The 18,108-nt window shown below is 65.1% G+C and carries 16 protein-coding genes; 6 read left to right on the forward strand and 10 right to left on the reverse strand.

What is annotated here, in order from left to right; all coding sequences use genetic code 11:
* Window positions 1-100 precede the first annotated feature (100 nt).
* The 5 genes from APT63_03030 to APT63_03050 form a co-directional block, all read right to left on the reverse strand.
* Window positions 101-598: a 2-amino-4-hydroxy-6-hydroxymethyldihydropteridine pyrophosphokinase gene (locus APT63_03030; GenBank protein ID AMA44671.1), complete on the reverse strand. Its 498-nt coding sequence runs from the start codon at window positions 596-598 to the stop codon at window positions 101-103.
* Entirely contained in the window at window positions 582-1,964 is a 1,383-nt protein-coding gene (locus APT63_03035; GenBank protein AMA44672.1) for a poly(A) polymerase, read from the reverse strand. The genes APT63_03030 and APT63_03035 overlap by 17 nt, the downstream gene beginning before the upstream one ends.
* Window positions 1,965-2,671: 707 nt before the next feature.
* Window positions 2,672-4,114, reverse strand: a complete 1,443-nt coding sequence (locus APT63_03040; protein AMA44673.1) for a Fis family transcriptional regulator — start codon at window positions 4,112-4,114, stop codon at window positions 2,672-2,674.
* Between the two features lie 4 nt (window positions 4,115-4,118).
* Window positions 4,119-7,088: an ATPase gene (locus APT63_03045; GenBank protein AMA44674.1), complete on the reverse strand. Its 2,970-nt coding sequence runs from the start codon at window positions 7,086-7,088 to the stop codon at window positions 4,119-4,121.
* On the reverse strand, window positions 7,078-7,254 hold the full coding sequence (locus tag APT63_03050) for an MFS transporter (GenBank protein ID AMA44675.1): 177 nt from the start codon (window positions 7,252-7,254) through the stop codon (window positions 7,078-7,080). Before APT63_03050 ends, APT63_03045 begins: the two co-directional genes overlap by 11 nt.
* Before the next feature lie 14 nt (window positions 7,255-7,268).
* Between APT63_03050 and APT63_03055 the strand changes: the two genes are divergently transcribed.
* Window positions 7,269-7,457: a hypothetical protein gene (locus tag APT63_03055; protein ID AMA44676.1), complete on the forward strand. Its 189-nt coding sequence runs from the start codon at window positions 7,269-7,271 to the stop codon at window positions 7,455-7,457.
* A gap of 516 nt (window positions 7,458-7,973) precedes the next feature.
* On the opposite strand, the gene APT63_03060 is transcribed toward APT63_03055, so the two are convergent.
* Together APT63_03060 and APT63_03065 are read right to left on the reverse strand one after the other, a co-directional pair.
* Window positions 7,974-8,861 (reverse strand): glutamyl-Q tRNA(Asp) ligase, encoded by an 888-nt coding sequence (locus APT63_03060; GenBank protein AMA44677.1) that lies wholly within the window; start codon window positions 8,859-8,861, stop codon window positions 7,974-7,976.
* A gap of 63 nt (window positions 8,862-8,924) precedes the next feature.
* A complete protein-coding gene (locus APT63_03065; GenBank protein ID AMA44678.1) occupies window positions 8,925-9,371 on the reverse strand; it encodes an RNA polymerase-binding protein DksA in 447 nt (148 codons plus the stop codon).
* Between the two features lie 210 nt (window positions 9,372-9,581).
* Here APT63_03065 and APT63_03070 point away from each other — a divergent pair, with 210 nt between their 5' ends.
* Both APT63_03070 and APT63_03075 read left to right on the forward strand, forming a co-directional pair.
* Window positions 9,582-10,754 (forward strand): aminotransferase, encoded by a 1,173-nt coding sequence (locus APT63_03070; protein AMA47774.1) that lies wholly within the window; start codon window positions 9,582-9,584, stop codon window positions 10,752-10,754.
* Window positions 10,754-11,461 (forward strand): XRE family transcriptional regulator, encoded by a 708-nt coding sequence (locus tag APT63_03075; protein ID AMA44679.1) that lies wholly within the window; start codon window positions 10,754-10,756, stop codon window positions 11,459-11,461. Before APT63_03070 ends, APT63_03075 begins: the two co-directional genes overlap by 1 nt.
* On the opposite strand, the gene APT63_03080 is transcribed toward APT63_03075, so the two are convergent.
* The 3 genes from APT63_03080 to APT63_03090 all read right to left on the reverse strand — a co-directional run bounded on the left by APT63_03080 (window position 11,430) and on the right by APT63_03090 (window position 14,142).
* A complete protein-coding gene (locus APT63_03080) occupies window positions 11,430-11,774 on the reverse strand; it encodes an MFS transporter (GenBank protein ID AMA47775.1) in 345 nt (114 codons plus the stop codon). The two genes, APT63_03075 and APT63_03080, sit on opposite strands and share 32 nt — an antisense overlap.
* 387 nt (window positions 11,775-12,161) lie before the next feature.
* A complete protein-coding gene (locus APT63_03085; GenBank protein AMA44680.1) occupies window positions 12,162-12,440 on the reverse strand; it encodes a competence protein TfoX in 279 nt (92 codons plus the stop codon).
* Window positions 12,441-12,582: 142 nt separating this feature from the next.
* Window positions 12,583-14,142, reverse strand: coding sequence for a hypothetical protein (locus tag APT63_03090; protein AMA44681.1), 1,560 nt, complete (start codon window positions 14,140-14,142; stop codon window positions 12,583-12,585).
* A 116-nt stretch (window positions 14,143-14,258) separates the two neighbouring features.
* Here APT63_03090 and APT63_03095 point away from each other — a divergent pair, with 116 nt between their 5' ends.
* Genes APT63_03095 through APT63_03105 form a run of 3 tightly spaced genes read left to right on the forward strand, consistent with a single transcriptional unit; the run spans window position 14,259 to window position 17,722 of the window.
* On the forward strand, window positions 14,259-16,580 hold the full coding sequence (locus APT63_03095) for a penicillin-binding protein 1B (protein AMA44682.1): 2,322 nt from the start codon (window positions 14,259-14,261) through the stop codon (window positions 16,578-16,580).
* A gap of 51 nt (window positions 16,581-16,631) precedes the next feature.
* Window positions 16,632-17,393: a hypothetical protein gene (locus APT63_03100; GenBank protein AMA44683.1), complete on the forward strand. Its 762-nt coding sequence runs from the start codon at window positions 16,632-16,634 to the stop codon at window positions 17,391-17,393.
* A complete protein-coding gene (locus APT63_03105; protein ID AMA44684.1) occupies window positions 17,390-17,722 on the forward strand; it encodes a pseudouridine synthase in 333 nt (110 codons plus the stop codon). Before APT63_03100 ends, APT63_03105 begins: the two co-directional genes overlap by 4 nt.
* Window positions 17,723-18,108: the final 386 nt, after the last annotated feature.

The following is an 18,108-nucleotide window of genomic DNA, read 5'->3' on the forward strand; positions in this document are numbered from 1 at the left end:
GCCGCCTATAGTCGTGAGCGAGGCAGGGGAAGTCAATGATCCTGTTACCGCGACGTTACCCTGTGCCGGGCGGTGTTACCGAGGCACAGGTAACGCGGGATTACAGGCGCTCCAGCCCAATGAGCGGGCAGGCCTGCAGCAGGTCCGCCAGGCGCCGGCCATCGGCCAGCTGGAAGTCGGCCGGGACCAGTTCTGCCAGCGGGTAGAGCACGAACGCGCGGGCGTGCAGGTGGTAGTGCGGCACTTTCAGGCGGGGCTCGTCGATGAGCGCGTCGCCGAACAGGATGATGTCCAGGTCCAGGGTCCGCGGCCCCCAGCGCTCGTGCCGCTCACGGCCTTGGACGTGCTCGATGGCCTGCAGGGCATCGAGCAACGCCAGCGGCGCCAGTTCGGTGTCCAGCGCCGCGACCGCGTTGGTGTAGCGGGGCTGGCCGGGCAGCAGCGAATCGCTGGTGTAGAACGACGACACGCTGGCCAGGTGCGACGCAGGGAGCGCCGCCAGCGTCTGCACGGCGCTGTGCAGCTGGGCCGTCGGCGCCGACAGGTTGCTGCCCAGACCGATGTAGGCGCGTACGCTCACGTCAGTCCCAGCTGTCATCGCCGCCCTGCTTGCGCTTGCTGTTGCTGCGCTTGCGCTTGCGCGGCGCGGCGCCTTCGTCGCGGCTGCCCAGGTCACGGATCATGGCGCGTCGTCCGCCTTCGTTGGCGTCCTGGTAGTCGGTCCACCACTGGCCGAGCTCGTCGGTCTGCTCGCCAGCGCTTTCACGCAGCAGCAGGAAGTCGTAGCCGGCGCGGAAGCGTGGGTTGTCCAGCAACAGGTCGGCCCGTTTGCCGCTGCGCCGTGGCAGGCGTTCCTGCATGTCCCAGATCTCGCGGATCGGCAAGGTGAAACGCTTGGGGATGGCGATGCGCTGGCACTGATCGGCGATCAGGTCGTTGGCCGCGGCGTTCATCGCCGGAATCGGCGGCACGCCCTGGCTCTGGAGGTACAGCACACGCCCCGGCAAGGCCGGCCACAGCAGCGCGGCGAACAGGAACGCAGGCGTGACCGGCTTGCCCTGGCTGACGCGCAGGTCGGTGTTGGTCAGGGCCTGGCTGATCAGGGTGTGGGTGTAGGTCGGACGCTCGTCCAGCGCATGGGCGCTGTCCGGGAACAACGCCTGGAACAGCTCCAGGTCGACCAGCATCTCGAACGCCAGCGCGCCATGGCCGGAGAGGAACAGCTTGAGCACTTCCTCGAACAGGCGGGCAGGCGGGATTTCCCGCAGCAGCGACGACAGCTCGCGAATGGGCAGGAAGGTGTGCTTCTCGATACCGAAGTCGAGCTTGGCGGCGAAACGCACGGCCCGCAGCATGCGCACCGGGTCTTCCTGGTAGCGCTGGGTCGGATCACCGATCAGGCGGATCAGGCGGTTGCGGATGTCGTGGACACCATTGGCGTAGTCGAGGATGCGCTCGCTGACCGGGTCGTAGTACAGCGCATTGATCGTGAAGTCGCGGCGCTGCGCATCGTCTTCGAGGGTGCCGTAGACGTTGTCGCGCAGGATGCGGCCGCTGGCGTTGTGCGACGAGCGGTGCGTGTCCGACTGGTCTTCGTCCGAGTGATGGGCACGGAAGGTAGCGACTTCGATGATGTCGCGGCCGAACTGCACGTGCACGAGCTTGAAGCGGCGACCGATGATCCGCGCATTGCGGAATTCGGCCCGTACCTGCTCGGGCGTGGCGCTGGTGGCGACGTCGAAGTCCTTGGGCTGGATGCCCAGCAGCAGGTCGCGCACGCAGCCACCGACCAGGTAGGCCTGGTAGCCCGCGGCCTGGAGGCGCTCGACGATGCCGACGGCATGGCGGCTGAACTGGCCGCGCTGCAGCGAATGTTGGCTACTGTTGATCACCTCGGGCGTGGTGCGCCGGTGGTGCTGGCCCCCAACGGGAGGGCGGAATGACTGGAACAGCTTCTTCAGCATGGGAGGCACTGTTTGAAGGAATGTTCGGCCAAGGATGAGTGAATGGCCGCATGATGGGCGGGGATTCTAGCATTTACTCGAGGAATGGTGTAGGCGGGACGAGCAGGGTGCTGGAGGCCGGAAACGACATGGGGAGCCGAAGCTCCCCAGGAAAGTCGTTGCGTGCTCTTGTTGTTTTTCTAGCGGGCTTCTTGTTTTTGTTGAGTGCCCTACCCGGGGGATCTCCCCTGGGTCACTCCCAAAGCGGGAGTGAAGAGCAAACGGATTGCTTTGGACGCCGAGTCGTGCTGATCAACCGATCCAATCTGTTCAGGCGCTGCTTTTCAGTGCAGTTTTTGTTGTTCTCTGCCAGATTGTGGGGCAAGCCCCAAACACCATTCCTCTCCAAAAGAATCAGTTAGCTGCGCCTCCGCCGTCTTGTTCTTATTGTGCGTGAGCCGATTCGTCTTGTTCTTATTCTGTTTTGCCATGCTTGTTATTGTTTTTGTACTAAGCATATAGCAGATGCCGTGCCAACTTTGCGAAACCCCCTGAAACCGGGGGTCTGACGGCAGACAGGCCTGCGACGGGCTGTCGCAGGAGAAAGATTTCGTTACCGTACGCCTCGGACTGTTACGCCAGAGGCCGGAGAGGTAACAGTTTTGTCGGGAGCTGGAGCCGCACGGCTCTGGAAAGCGCGAAGGCGGCCACTGCCGCCTTCCTGGGTGTCAGCCTTCGCTGGCCACGTTGCTCTTGCGCCGAGGAATGCCCAGGCGCTGTCGGCGCTCCCACAGGCATTTGCGGCTCACGCCCAGCTTGCGGGCCAGTTCGGTCTCGGTCATGTGGTCCTGATGCTCGAGTACGAAGTGGTGGAAGTAGTCTTCCAGCGACAGGTCTTCGGTCGGCTCATGGTTGCTCGGGCCGGTGCTGTTGACGTTCGAGTCCTCGAACGGGCCGTCGTCCTCCAGATCACCCAGCTCGATGTCGATGCCCAGCAGGTCGGCGGAAATTTCCGCGCTTTCGCTCAGGATGACGGCGCGCTCCACCGCGTTTTCCAGCTCGCGCACGTTACCCGGCCAACCGTAATGACGGATGGCCTGCTCGGCCTCGTGGGAGAAGCGCAGGTCATCACGGCCCAGGCGGGTGGCGTGCCGGGCCAGGAACGCCTTGGCGATCTCGTTGACATCGCTGCCGCGCTCGCGCAAAGCCGGCAGCTTCAGGGCGATCACGTGCAGGCGGTAGTACAGGTCTTCGCGGAACTGGCCGATCTTGGCCAGGCTCTTGAGGTCCCGATGGGTCGCGGCGATCAGGCGCACGTCGACCTTCTGCGACTGCACCGAGCCGACCCGGCGAATCTCGCCTTCCTGCAGCACCCGCAGCAGACGGGCCTGCGCTTCCAGCGGCAGCTCGCCGATCTCGTCGAGGAACAGCGTGCCGCCATCGGCGGCCTCCACCAGCCCCGCACGCCCGGCGTTGGCACCGGTGAACGCGCCTTTCTCGTGGCCGAACAGCTCCGACTCGATCAGGGTTTCCGGAATGGCCGCGCAGTTGACCGAGATCATCGGGGCCTTGGCGCGTCGCGACAGGTTGTGCAGGGCGCGGGCGACCAGTTCCTTGCCGGTCCCCGATTCGCCTTGCACCAGTACGTTGGAATCGGTGGGCGCCACCTTGCGAATCTTGACGAACAGGTCCTGCATCGGGGCACAGGCGCCGATGATGCCGATGTCGCCATTGCCGTTGAGGGCAGGGGCGCCCTTGTCGCCGGCGGCCGGCTTGCTCGCGGGCCGCGTTTCGCCAGGGCCAGGAGACGCCGGGGCACGCTGGTGATCGCGCAGGATACGGGCGACCGCCTGGAGCATCTCGTCGTGGTCGAACGGCTTGGCGATGTAGTCCACCGCGCCCATCTTCATCGAGTCCACCGCCGAGCGCAGGCTGGCGTAGCTGGTCATGATCAGCACCGGAGTGCCTTCGCCCAGCTTGATCAGTTCGGTCCCCGGTGCGCCAGGCAGGCGCAGGTCGCTGACGATCATGTCGAAGCTGGGGATGCTGAAGCGTTCCTGGGCCTCCTGCACCGAGCCCGCTTCGCTGACCTGGTACTGGTTGCGCTCCAGCAGGCGGCGCAGGGCCGAGCGGATGATGGTTTCGTCTTCGACGATCAGAATGTGCGGCATTGATTCAATTCTCTCGACGGTCTCGATTCTCGGGGGACGTCGCCGTGACATGCCGGGGCAGGGTCACGCGAATCCGGGTACCTCGTTGCCGTTCGATATCGGCCGGGCTGTCGATCGTGATGTGTCCATAATGCTCTTCCACGATGGAATAGACCAGTGCGAGCCCGAGCCCGGTTCCCTCGCCAGGGTCCTTGGTGGTGAAGAACGGTTCGAACAGGCGGTCCATGATCGCCTTGGGAATGCCGGTGCCCTCGTCCTCGACGATCAGGTCGACGGTGTGCTCGCAGGCCGTGCTGCGCACGCGCACGGCGCTGCCGGGTGGCGAGGCGTCGCGGGCGTTGGACAGCAGGTTGATCAGCACCTGGGCCAGGCGTTGCGGGTCGCCCTCGGCCCAGTGTTCCGGGTCGCACAGGTTGAAGAACTGCACTTCGAAGTTGCGCCGGTTGAGTGCCAGCAGGCCGATCGCATCCTGCGCCACCTCGGCCAGCGACACCGGCTCTTCGGTGTTCTGGTGGCTGCCGCCGGCGTGGGCGAAGCTCATCAGCGACTGCACGATGCGCGACACGCGCTTGGTCTGCTCGAGGATCTGCCCCGACAGTTCGGTGATCTCGCCATCGTCCTCACGCTCCTCGCGCAGGTTCTGCGCCAGGCAGGCGATGCCGGTGATCGGGTTGCCGATCTCGTGCGCCACCCCGGCGGCCAGGCGCCCGATGCTGGCCAGGCGTTCGGAATGCACCAGCTTGTCTTCCAGCGCCTGGGTGACGGTCAGGTCTTCGACCAGCAGCACCAGGCCACTGTTGCCGGGGGCCAGGGGTTCGGCGATGGCCGCCTTGTGCAGGTTGAGCCAGCGGCTCTGGCCGTCCGGCGCCAGGCGCTGCTTGTGCAGGTGCTCGTCGGGCACGTTGATGAAGTCCAGCAGCAGGGCGCGCCAGGGTTCGTCGATGGTGGTCAGGCGTGAGCCGACCACGTGCTTGGCGGCGATGCCGGTGAGTTCTTCCATGGCCTTGTTCCACATCAGGATCTCTTGGTCCTTGGCCAGCGAGCACACCCCCATCGGCAGCTCCTGCAGGGTCTGGCGGTGGTAGCGGCGCAGTGCATCGAGTTCGGCGGCCAGGCCGGTCAGGCGCGAGTGGTAGTCCTCGAGCCGACTCTCGATGAAATGGATGTCTTCGGTGACGTAGTTCTCGCTGCCGGACTTGTACGGCAGGAAGGTCTCGACCATGTCCTGCGCCACGCTCGGCCCCATCAGGCCCGAAAGGTTCGCCTCGATGCGGTCGCGCAGCCGGCGCAGGGCATAGGGGCGTCGCTCGTCGAACGGTAGATAAAGGTCACGCAGGGCCTGCTCGACTTCCTTCTGCGCCGCCTTGGCGCCCAGGGGCTTGGCCAGCTGAGTGGCGAATTCCTGGGGCGAGGCGGCATGCAGTTCGCGCCGCTGGGGCCGGCGCACGTTGTCCACCGCGCAGGCCTCGGCGGCGCTGACCTCTTCGGCGCTGGCATGGGTGAACAGCGAGATCAGGGTGAACAGCAATACGTTGGCCGCCAGGGAGGCGATCGCCGCCATGTGCCAGCTGGTGTCGTCCAGTACGTAGATCATGTCCAGCGAGGGGATGTAGAAGCCCTGCAGGTTGCCGAGCATCGGCAGCAGCATGGTGACCATCCACACCAGAAAGCCCGCCAGCAGCCCGGCGATGAAGCCCCGGCGGTTGGCGGTCGGCCAGTACAGCACCGACAGCACGCCGGGCAGGAACTGCAACGTGGCGACGAAGGCGACGATGCCGAGGTTGGCCAGGCTCTGGTGGTTGCTCTGGGTCAGGTAGACCACGAAGCCGGCGGCGATGATCGCCACGATCAGCGCGCGTCGGGTCCACTTCAGCCAACGGTAGATGTTGCCCTCGGCCGGCGGCTGGTAGAGCGGTAGGACCAGATGATTCAGGGCCATGCCCGAGAGCGCCAGGGTGGTGACGATGATCAGCCCGCTGGAGGCCGACAGGCCGCCGACGTAGGCCAGCAGCGCCAGCGCCGGGCTGTCGGCGGCGATGCCCAGGCCCAGGGTGAAGTATTCCGGGTTGGTGCTGGCGCCCAGGCGCAGGCCGGCCCACAGGATCAGCGGCACCGCCAGGCTCATCAGCAGCAGGAACAGCGGCAGCCCCCAGCTGGCACTCACCAGCGAGCGGGGGTTGAGGTTCTCGGTGAAGGCCATGTGGTACATCTGCGGCATGACGATGGCCGAGGCGAAGAACACCAGCAGCAGGGTGCGCCAGGGGCCTTCCTGCAGGGGGGTGTGCAAGGCCGCCAGCGCGGTCTGGTTCTGCAACAGCCAGACTTCCAGCTGGTGCGGCCCGCCGAACACGCCATACAGCGCATACAGGCCGATCCCGCCCAGGGCCAGCAGCTTGATCACCGACTCGAAGGCGATGGCGAAGACCAGGCCCTCGTGCTTTTCGCGCGTGGCGATGTGGCGTGAGCCGAAGAAGATCGTGAACAGGGTGATCATCGCGCAGAAGGCCAGGGCCACACGCGCCTTGATCGGTTCGCCGGTGAGGATGTTGATCGAGTCGGCCACAGCCTGGATCTGCAAGGCCAGCAGGGGCAGCACCCCGATCAGCATGAACAGGGTGGTCAGCGCCCCGACCCAGGTGCTGCGAAAACGAAACGCCAGCAGGTCGGCCAGTGATGAAAGCTGGTAGGTGCGGGTGATCTTGAGGATCGGGTAGAGCAGCACCGGGGCCAGCAGGAAGGCGCCGGACACACCCAGGTAGACGGCCAGGAAACCATAGCCGTATTGATAGGCCAGGCCGACCGAGCCATAGAATGCCCAGGCGCTGGCATAGACACCGAGCGACAGGGTGTAGGTCAGAGGGTGGCGGATCACCGCACGCGGGATCAGCCCACGCTCGCTGACCCAGGCCACGCCGAACAGGACCAGCAGGTAGGCGGCGCTGATCAGGATCAGCTGGGTCAGGCTAAAGCTCATCGGCATCTCGCTGGCTCTGCAGAATGAAGGTGACGACGATGAGGATCAGCCAGAGCAGGTAGGGGCGGTACCAGGCGCCGGTCGGCTCGATCCACCAATCCATGATGGCGGGCGAGAACAGGTAGATCCCCACCACCAGAAGCAGGACCAAACGATAGATGTACATGCTGGCCTCGAGGGTTGGGCGCTGCGGGCGTGGACGCTTTATCGGCGCACGTGACCGAGGGGATGCTAGCGGGAATCGCCGGGGTTAGCCAAGAGGTTGATTTGGCGGGGTTTGCTTTTGTACGGGACAAGGCTGTCCGGCTGTTCTCGCGGGTGAGTGCAGCGAGCGTTCAGGCCTCTCGCAAGGATCGTATCTGCCTATGAGGCCGAGATGACGCTACGGGTGTGGGGGCGGGCTTGCCCGCGATACAAGCGGCGCGTGACGGGGCCCTATCGCTGGCAAGCCAGCTCTCATAGAACATAAAATATCTTGTTGATTTTGAAAGGAACAATTTTAGGATTTTGTGGGCCCTGCGGGCCCAATCGCGGCCGGTCCGGCGCCCCGGCTGGGGCCGCTCCCACAGATGACCGTGATAGCCTGCAACCCCGCGGTGGGGCTACGGGTGTAGGAGCGGCCCCTGTGCCGCGATGGGCCGCAAAGCGGCCCTAAAATCGATGAGCAGTAAAGCCCCGGACTCTGCTAACTATCGCCATGTTCTCTGCTCGACAGCGCGGCGCCAAAGCGGCGGGTGGACTCCCACTTAGATCCATGCAGCCTGCCGGGGAAGCATTGATGAGCACAGGAAGGACAAAGCAGAAAAGACAGTTGCCTGAGTGAAGGGCGACGGCGTTCTGGCACATCAGTGTCGGGGAGAGGCCCTTGAGCAGATCGGCAAACGCTCAGCGCAAATCCGCTTCAGGCATCGTCGTCGTCCGGGCAATCGCCTCCGGCCGCCACCGCGTGCGGGCCACGGCCAGGACTTCGGCCGGTGTCGCCTGCACCTGCTGCGGCTCGGTTTCCTGCCCCAGTGCACGCAAGGCCCGCAGCAACAAGGGCGTCGCCTGATCCCCCTGCAACGGCGGCGAGCGGTAGGATTTGCCCAGCTTGTGGCCATCCGGCTGCACGAGCAGGGGGATGTGCAGGTAGCGTGGCTGCGAGAACCCCAGCAGCTCTTGCAGGTACAGCTGACGCGGGGTGTTGTCCAGCAGGTCGGCCCCGCGCACGATGTCGGTCACGCCCTGCCAGGCATCGTCCAGCACCACCGCCAGCTGGTAGGCATACAACCCGTCGCGACGCTGGATGACGAAATCGCCCACCTCGCGCCCCAGGTGCTGCGCGTACTCGCCCTGCACCCGGTCGGTGAAGCGGTAGAGCAGTTCCGGCACCCGCAGGCGGATGGCCGCGCCTTCGCGGGCATGCCCGGCGTTGCGGCAAAAGCCTGGATAGAGGCCGTTGTAACCTTCCAGTTGCTTGCGCGAACAGGTGCAGGCATAGGCCAGGCCCAGGCTGAACAGGCGGTCGACCACGGCGGCATAGGCGTCATGGCGCTGACTCTGGCAGACCACCTCGCCGTCCCAGTGCAGGCCGTAGGACTCGAGGGTCCGCAGGATCGCATCGCGGGCACCAGGCATCTCGCGGGGCGGATCGGTGTCCTCGATGCGCAGGAGCCAGCGGCCGTCGACGGCACGCGCATCCAGCCAGGACGCCAGGGCGGCGACCAGAGAGCCAAAATGCAGAAAGCCGCTGGGGGTAGGGGCGAAGCGTCCGATGTAACGAGAGTCGGTCATGGGCAGGTGGGGTCGGCAAACGAAACGGGGCGCCTTACGCGCCCCGTTCAGGTGGAAGAACGATCAGCCTTTGCCGACCGTCTTTTCCTTCTTCTCGGCAATTTCCTTGCAGTCGAAGCACAGGTCGGCGGTCGGACGGGCTTCCAGACGGCGCAGGCCGATCTCGATGCCGCAGCTGTTGCACCAGCCATAGTCGTCGTCGATGATCAACTGCAGGGTCTTGTCGATCTTCTTGATCAGCTTGCGCTCGCGGTCACGGTTGCGCAATTCCAGAGCGAACTCCTCTTCCTGGCTGGCGCGGTCGGCCGGGTCCGGGAAGTTGGCAGCTTCGTCTTTCATGTGGTCGACCGTGCGATCCACGCTCTGCATCAGATCTTGCTTCCAGGCATTGAGCAGGTTGGTGAAGTGAGCCTTCATGGGCTCGCCCATGTACTCCTCACCTTCGGCGACCTGGTAGGGTCCTATTTCATCGTAGTGCTGACTGCTTTTATGCTTTTCTTGGGTGGACATGGAATAGACCGCCTCTCACTCTTTGATCCAATGCACAGGCTTGCTCCATCTCCGGCACCTGCCGGCCCTGCGACTGTGAGCCGCCGAACTTACCAGATAGAGGGTGCGGTATGCTACCCCGCCTGCATCGTGCTAATGGACAGCGGCGTGCAGTACACGTTCGCCACTTCCTGGCAGAATTATCAGTTCCGTTCGGATTGGAAAAAAACCATGCCTCGACCCTATAGCCAGCGTAGCCGCGCCATCGAACCGTTCCACGTCATGGCCTTGCTGGCGCGGGCCAATGAGCTGCAGGCGGCCGGGCATGATGTGATCCATCTGGAGATCGGCGAGCCGGACTTCACCACCGCCGCGCCCATCGTGCAGGCCGGCCAGGCAGCGCTGGCCGCCGGCCACACCCGCTACACGGCCGCACGCGGGCTGCCCGCCTTGCGCCAGGCCATCGCGCGCTTCTATGGCGAGCGCTACGCCGTGGACGTCGACCCGCAGCGGATCCTGATCACCCCCGGCGGTTCCGGCGCGCTGCTGCTGGCCAGCAGCCTGCTGGTCGACCCTGACAAGCACTGGCTGTTGGCCGACCCCGGCTATCCTTGCAACCGGCATTTCCTGCGCCTGGTCGAAGGGGGCGCGCAGCTGGTACCGGTCGGGCCGGATGACAACTATCAACTGACGCCCGAGCACGTGCGCCGGTGCTGGAACGAGCAGACCGTCGGCGCCCTGGTGGCTTCGCCCGCCAACCCCACCGGCACCGTGCTCGACCGCGAAGCGTTGGCGAGTCTGTCGCAGGCCGTGCGCGCCCAGGATGGTCACCTGGTGGTGGACGAGATCTACCACGGGCTGACCTACGGCATGGACGCGCCCAGTGTGCTGGAAGTGGACCAGGACGCCTTCGTGCTCAACAGCTTCTCCAAGTACTTCGGCATGACCGGCTGGCGGCTGGGGTGGCTGGTCGCGCCACCCGCAGCGGTGGCCGATCTGGAGAAGCTGGCGCAGAACCTCTACATCAGTGCGCCGAGCATGGCCCAGCATGCCGCGCTGGCCTGCTTCGAACCGGACACCCTGGCGATCTTCGAGGCGCGCCGTGCCGAGTTCGCCCGGCGGCGCGACTTCCTCCTGCCAGCGCTGCGTCAACTGGGCTTTCGGATCGAAGTGGAGCCGCAAGGCGCGTTCTACCTGTACGCCGACATCAGTGCGTTCGGCGGCGATGCGTTCGCCTTCTGCCAGCATTTCCTGGAGACCCAGCACGTGGCCTTCACGCCTGGGCTGGATTTCGGCCGGCACCTGGCCGGCCACCATGTGCGCTTCGCCTATACCCAGAACCTGCCTCGCCTCGAAGAAGCGGTGCAGCGCATCGCCCGTGGCTTGCAGGGGTGGCAGGGCTGATGCTGTTTGCTCCCGAACTCGAGCGAGGGCGGCTGCTGCGCCGGTACAAGCGTTTTCTGGCCGATATCGAGCTGCCCACGGGTGAGCAATTGACCATCCACTGCCCCAACACGGGCTCGATGCTCAACTGCATGCGCGAGGGCGGCGATGTCTGGTTCACCCGCTCCAACGACCCCAAGCGCAAGTTGCCCGGCACCTGGGAGTTGAGCGAAACGCCCCAGGGGCGGCTGGCCTGCATCAATACCGGGCGCGCCAACGCGCTGGTGGAAGAGGCGTTGCGCGCCGGGATCATCACCGAACTGGCCGGGTTCCACACTCTGCGCCGCGAAGTCGCCTATGGCGAGGAACGCAGCCGGGTGGACTTCTACCTGGAGTACGCCGAGGGGCCGGCCTACGTCGAGGTCAAGAGCGTGACCCTGGGGTACCCGGACAGTGCCGTGGCGGCGTTCCCGGATGCGGTGACCCAGCGCGGCGCCAAGCACCTGCGCGAGCTGGCCAGCCTGGCCCGGCAAGGCGTGCGTGCCGTGCAGCTGTACTGCGTGAACCTCAGCGGGGTCGAGGCGGTGCGTCCGGCCCAGGAAATCGACGACGCCTACGCCCAGGCCTTGCGTGCGGCGGTGCGCGACGGGGTCGAGGTGCTGGCCTACGGCACGCGGGTGGAGACCTCGGGGATCGTCATCGATCGGCCGTTGCCGGTGAAATGGTAGTCGCTCGCCACAGACTGCCTGCTGCTTCCAGGCACCTGACCGGCTCCAGGCGCTGACCTTCGCACGGACCGGTGACGCATTCGCCGTCCTCGATGAGAAACAGCGCGCCATGCCGAGCGCAACGGATCAGGCTGCCACTGTCGTCGAGAAAGCCGCCGTCCTGCCAGTGCAAGGGCACATGGCGGTGCGGGCAGCGGTTGACGTACACGTAGGCGCGGCCCTGGTGGCGTACTGCGAATACTGTCGTGTCCGGGAGCTCGAACAGGCGGCTGGTGCCTTCGAGGAGTGCATCGGAGCGGCACAGCAGCGTCATGCCGGGCGGCGGCGAACACTCGTCGGTGGCGGACCCAGGGGAAGCAGTGGACGGCATTGGCTCGGTTTCCTGACGATCGACAGCACCATAGTGCGAAGTCTCGTGGTTTCCGGCAAGCACGCGGGCGTCAAAGCGGCGTGGCGCAATGACATGAAGTGTCAGGGCAAGACTGGACAACGCTGCCTGTTGGCCCTCTTCAGGCAACAGCCTGCTGAGCGAGCACGCAAAAAAAGACCCGGCAAAGTGCCGGGTCAATAACCGTGATTAGCCTGATGAGGAGATAATCTGAACGTCCGAACCAAGGTCTTCCAGATTACCCAACCAGTCTCGCGACCAGTTGTGATAATCATAACGATTCTCATTTCACAGTCAATGCCTTTGTGCACTTTATTTTTCTGCCGTCCCTGACGACGTTTCGCCCAGCAGGCGCTGATCCAGCGCACGCTTGTGATCGGCAGGCAGTTCATTCCAGTGGATGTCGAGCAGCGCCCCTTCGAGGGCGTACAGCAACGCCTTGGAAGCCCGGAAGCCACGTGTCTTGACGGCCTGATAAGCGACGACCGCTCCCAGGCGGCGCAAATCCGATTCGTTATGGATGCCGACGGCGTGCAGCCACTGTGCCGACGTCTTCCCCAGGTTCTTCAGGCCTTGCAACTCGTCGTTCATCCAGGCTCCTTGCTGTGGCGGGCGGCGGGTCAGGGAAGGCAGGCGCATCACAGCAGTGTAGCGGGGCGGGGGCAGCCGTGTGGACGCATGCCCCGATGGCCGACGGGTTGCCTGTTGCAGGCGCCGTCGGCCTGGCTCGGCCTTACAGACCTGGCAGGGACTGGCGGATCTGGTCGATCAGGCTGTCCATGCTGGCGCAGACCTGGGTGTCGACGCGTTTGCTGCAGGCCTGCTCTTCGGCTTCCAGCGGTTCGCGCTCGGCCTGTTGCGCCTGGATCACCTCGAGCGTGGCATCGGACGGATCGCGCTGCTCGGCCTGGCGTTGTTGCAGCCAGCTGGCGATCACCGCGTCCGGGGCGTGGCAGTCGAGAATCACGAAGGGCACGCCGGTCTCGCTGGCGACAGCTGCGGCGGCCTGGCGCTGCTCGCGCTTGAGGTAGGTGGCATCGAGCACCACCGGGAACCCGGCGCGCAGGATGACGGCGGCCAGGTGATGCAGACGCTGGTAGGTCTTCTGGCTGGCCTGTGGGTCGTACAGACCGGCATGCAGCGCTTGCTCATCCTGGGCCTGCTCAGGGAACAGGCGCTTGCGCTCGACGTCCGAACGCACGCGAATCGTGCCCAGGGCTTCGACCAGGCGCATCGACACATGGCTCTTGCCCACCGCCGAGACGCCGTGGGTGATGGCCAGCAGGCGCGACGGGATGGCGCTGTAGCTTTCTGCCAGGTTGGCATAGTTGCGGTAGGTGCGCAGCGTGGTGGCGCGTTCCACGCCCGTGGCGTTGGGCGACAGGCCGAACAGGGCGACCTTGGCCCGTACCAGGGCGCGGTAGGCCTTGTAGAAGTTCAGCAGTTCCAGCCCCTCGTAGTCACCGGTCAGTTCCAGGTACTGGCTGACGAAGCGACGCGACAGGCTTTTCAGGCCGCGGTCTTCCAGGTCCATGGCCAGGAAGGCGATGTCGGCGTACACATCGGTCAGGCGGAACGGCTCGTTGAACTCGATGCAGTCGAAGATCACCACCTGCCCATCGATCAGCGTGGCGTTGCCCAGGTGGATGTCGCCATGGCATTCACGGATGAACCCCTCGGCCTTGCGCGCCTCCAGCAGCGGGCGCAGACGCTCGAAGCTGCTCTGGGCCCAGGATTGCAGGCTGTCGAGTTGCCGCAGGTCGGCCTCATCTGTGAGGAACGGGCGGATCTGCTCGAAGTTTTGTTCGACCGGTTGCAGGACGCTTTCTGGCGTGCCGAGCGGATGGTCGACGGGCACGGTCGGCGCGTGCAGGTGGAAGTCGGCGATCTGCGCCGCCATCTGGTCGATGTGCGCGGCGGTCAGTTCGCCATTGGCCTGCAGGGTGTTGAGCATGTGCGCCTGGGGGAACTGGCGCATCTTCAGGGCATATTCGATCGCCTCGCCCTGGCCGCCCAGCTGCGGCGCGTCTACCGAGCCCGTGATCGGCAGCACGTCGAGGTAGACGTCCTGGGTCAGGCGCTGGTTGAGGCGCAGTTCTTCGTTGCAGAAGTGCGCGCGCTGGCCCAGGTCGGTGAAGTCGAGAAAACCGAAGTTCATCGGCTTCTTGATCTTGTAGGCATAGTCACCGGTCAGCAGGACCCAGGAAATGTGCGTCTCGATCAGCTGGAAGCCGTCGACGGGATGGGGGTAGAGCGCGGGGTTCTGCAGCGCGTTGATCAGAGCTTGGCTCACGGGCGATCCTTCTGGGTCAGGGAATTCGAATCCGTCATTATGGTCAATGGTGCCGCCCCTGCAAACCGCCAGAGGGCGCCTGCCCAGCCTCAGCAAAGTGCGTATAATCCGCCGCCATGACTCGTACCAAGACTTCCCGCACCCCCAAAAAACGCCCGACCGGACGCACTCGCGCCTGGCTGGGCTGGGCTCTCAAGCTCAGCCTGGTCGGCCTGGTGATACTCGCCGGCTTCGCGGTCTATCTCGACGCCGTCGTCCAGGACAAGTTCGCCGGCAAACGCTGGTCGATCCCGGCCAAGGTCTACGCGCGGCCGCTGGAGCTGTTCAATGGCCAGAAGCTCAGCCGCGACGATTTCCTGACCGAGCTCGATGCCCTCGGCTATCGACGCGAAAGCTCGGCCAATGGCCCGGGCGCCGCCTCGGTCAATGGCAACACGGTCGACATCAACACCCGTGGCTTCCAGTTCTACGAAGGGCTGGAGCCCGCGCAGTTCGTGCGCGTGCGCTTCTCCGGCGACTACGTGACCGGGCTCAGCGGGGCCAATGGCGCCAAGCTCGACGTGGTGCGCCTGGAGCCGCTGATGATCGGCGGCATCTACCCGAAGAACCTCGAGGACCGCATCCTGATCAACATCGACCAGGTGCCGCCGTACCTGCTCGAGACCTTGGTCGCGGTCGAGGACCGTGACTTCTACAGCCATATGGGCGTTTCGCCCAAGTCGATCGCCCGGGCGATCTGGGTCAACACCTCGTCCGGTGCCATGCGCCAGGGCGGCAGTACCCTGACCCAGCAGCTGGTGAAGAACTTCTACCTCACCAACGAGCGCAGCCTGAGCCGCAAGCTGACCGAGGCCATGATGGCCGTGCTGCTGGAACTGCACTACGACAAGCGTGAGATCCTCGAGGCTTACCTCAACGAAGTGTTCATCGGCCAGGATGGTCAGCGCGCGGTGCACGGCTTCGGCCTGGCCAGTCAGTTCTTCTTCAGCCAGCCGCTGTCGGAACTCAAGCTGCACCAGGTGGCCTTGCTGGTGGGCATGGTCAAGGGGCCGTCCTACTACAACCCGCGTCGCTACCCTGAACGCGCCCTGAATCGCCGCAACCTGGTGCTCGACCTGCTCGCCGAGCAGGGCGTGGCGACCCAGGAAGCCGTCGATGCAGCCAAGAAGATGCCGCTGGGCGTGACCAAGCGCGGCAGCCTGGCCGACAGCTCCTTCCCGGCCTTCCTCGATCTGGTCAAGCGTCAGCTGCGCCAGGACTACCGTGACGAAGACTTGACCGAAGAAGGCTTGCGCATCTTCACCAGTTTCGACCCGATCCTGCAGATGAAGGCCGAGTCGGCCATGACCGAGACCTTCAAGCGGCTGGCCGGGCGCAAGGGCGCCGACGAGGTCGAGTCGGCGATGGTCGTGACCAACCCGGAAACCGGTGAAGTGCAGGCGCTGATCGGCAGCCGCCAGTCCGGTTTCGCCGGCTTCAACCGGGCCATCGATGCGGTCCGGCCGATCGGCTCGCTGGTCAAGCCGGCGGTCTACCTGACCGCGCTGGAGAAACCCAGCCAGTACACCCTGACCAGCTGGGTGCAGGACGAGCCCTTCTCGGTCAAGGGCGCCGATGGCCAGGTCTGGCGGCCGCAGAACTATGAGCGCAAGCCCCATGGGACCATCTACCTCTACCAGGGGCTGGCGCACTCCTACAACCTGTCCACCGCCAAGATCGGCCTGGAAGTCGGCGTGCCCAATGTGATCAAGACCATCGGGCGGCTCGGGGTCAACGTCGATTGGCCACCGTACCCGGCGATGTTGCTGGGGGCCGGCGGCATGTCGCCAGTGCAGGTGGCGACCATGTACCAGACGCTGGCCAACGGCGGCTTCAACACGCCCATGCGCGGTATCCGCAGCGTGCTGACGGCCGAAGGCGAGCCGCTCAAGCGCTACCCGTTCCAGATCCAGCAGACCTTCGACCCGGGCGCCATCTTCCTGGTACAGAACGCCATGCAGCGGGTCATGCGTGAAGGCACTGGCCGCTCGGTGTACAACACGCTGCCCAGCTCCTTGACCCTGGCAGGCAAGACCGGCACCAGCAACGACTCGCGCGACAGCTGGTTCTCCGGCTTCAGCCAGGACCTGCTGGCCGTGGTCTGGCTGGGCCGCGACGACAATGGCAAGACGCCTTTCACCGGGGCGACCGGTGCCTTGCAGGTGTGGACCAGCTTCATGCGCAAGGCCGACCCGCTGCCGCTGGACATGCCGCAGCCGGACAACATCGTGCAGGCCTGGATCGACCCGTACTCGGGCAAAGGCTCCGATCCCAGCTGTCCGGGAGCCGTGCAGATGCCGTATATTCGCGGCAGCGAACCGCCTGCCGGCGCCGCCTGCAACGCTCAGCCCGAGGCCGAAGATTCGGTCATGGACTGGGTCAAGGGCTGGATGAACTGAATGCGTGGCCTGCCATCAGGGCGGGCCACCTGATGCTTGAGAGGGTGTGACGTGAACAAGTGGTGGTTTCCTGCCTTGACGGCGCTGGCCATGCTGCATGGCTGCTCCAGCGTTCCACGTGGTTCGATCCCGGTGGTGGATTCGAGCACGCGCGTGTCCAACAGCGAGCGGGTCCAGGCCACTCGCACGCCGGCAGCCTCGGTCAACCGAGGCACGGCGCAGGCCCAGTCGATGCCGACCGACACCGGGGTGATGGTCATGGTGCCCCAGGGTGCCGGTGCCGCACCGATCCAGACGTTCCCGGCCTCGACCGCCGCGGCGCCGATCAGCACCGGGCCGATCACGCCAGCGCCTGCCGGCGATGACGAACCGTTCGACATCGCGGCCATGGATGCCGCCGCTGCCAGCAAGGCGGCGGCTGCCAGCACGCCTACCGGCATCCCACGGAGCAACGCAGCGGCCAGTGGCGGCCTGTCGGCCGACGAGCAGCTCGACGGCCCCGTGTTGGCGCTGTTGACCACGGCCCAGCAACAGCAGGGCGGTGGTGACTTCAACGGTGCCTCGTCGAGCCTCGAGCGCGCCCAGCGCATCGCGCCCCGTGAGCCCCAGGTGCTGTTCCGCCTGGCCCAGGTGCGACTGGCCCAGGGCGATGCTGCCCAGGCCGAGCAACTGGCACGCCGTGCGCTGACCTACGCCAACGGACGCCCGAACCTGCAGGCCGAGCTGTGGAACGTGATCGCCCAGGCCCGCGAGAAGCAGGGCGACAGTGCCGGTGCCGCACTGGCCCGGCAGAAAGCCCAGGTCGCTTCGTGATGGAGCCGCGCATCCTGGAGATCGCCGACCACTTGCTGCTGATCGAGCGCGAACTGCGCGTGCAAGGGTGGTGGGACCACACGCCGCCCAGCGAGCAGGCACTGGCCAGCAGCGTGCCTTTTGCACTCGACAGCCTGCGCTTCGAGCAATGGCTGCAATGGATCTTCCTGCCGCGCATGACGCAGATCCTCGAGCACGGTCTGCCGCTGCCTCACGCCTCGGGCATCCTGGTGATGGCCGAAACGGTCTATGTCGACCGTCCCGAGCAAAGTCGCGAGCTACGGCGCCTGCTGGCCGCATTCGACCAATTGATCGCACCATCCGCCTGATTTTTTCGGTTTTACCTCTCAGGGCCGCAGATTGTGGCCCTTTTTTATGGAAATCTTTATTTTCCTGCTGCAAGCGTTCTCGTTTGTGGTGACTGTAATTGAAGTCTTGGAAATATTGGCAATAATTTTTCTTGACTTGTCGCCGCCGAATCACAAGAATCCAGTTTCCGCTGTAGGGGGACTGCCAGAAGCAGACCCGCCAAGCCGAACATGAGGCGCACACCCGCGCCGACCTGTTTTACCCCGCAACGCGTTACCTCGCGCTGGGTGGGAAGGTCCCGAAACACTCAGGGACGCTCCCAATACTTGCTCAGTCAGTGCTGAACGTTCGCTCATGCTCTGCTTGGCAGTAAACCTATCAAGACCCCGCCCCTCGGGCGGTACTC

It is taken from the genome of Pseudomonas monteilii (genome assembly GCA_001534745.1).
In the GTDB taxonomy this organism is placed as follows: domain Bacteria; phylum Pseudomonadota; class Gammaproteobacteria; order Pseudomonadales; family Pseudomonadaceae; genus Aquipseudomonas; species Aquipseudomonas alabamensis.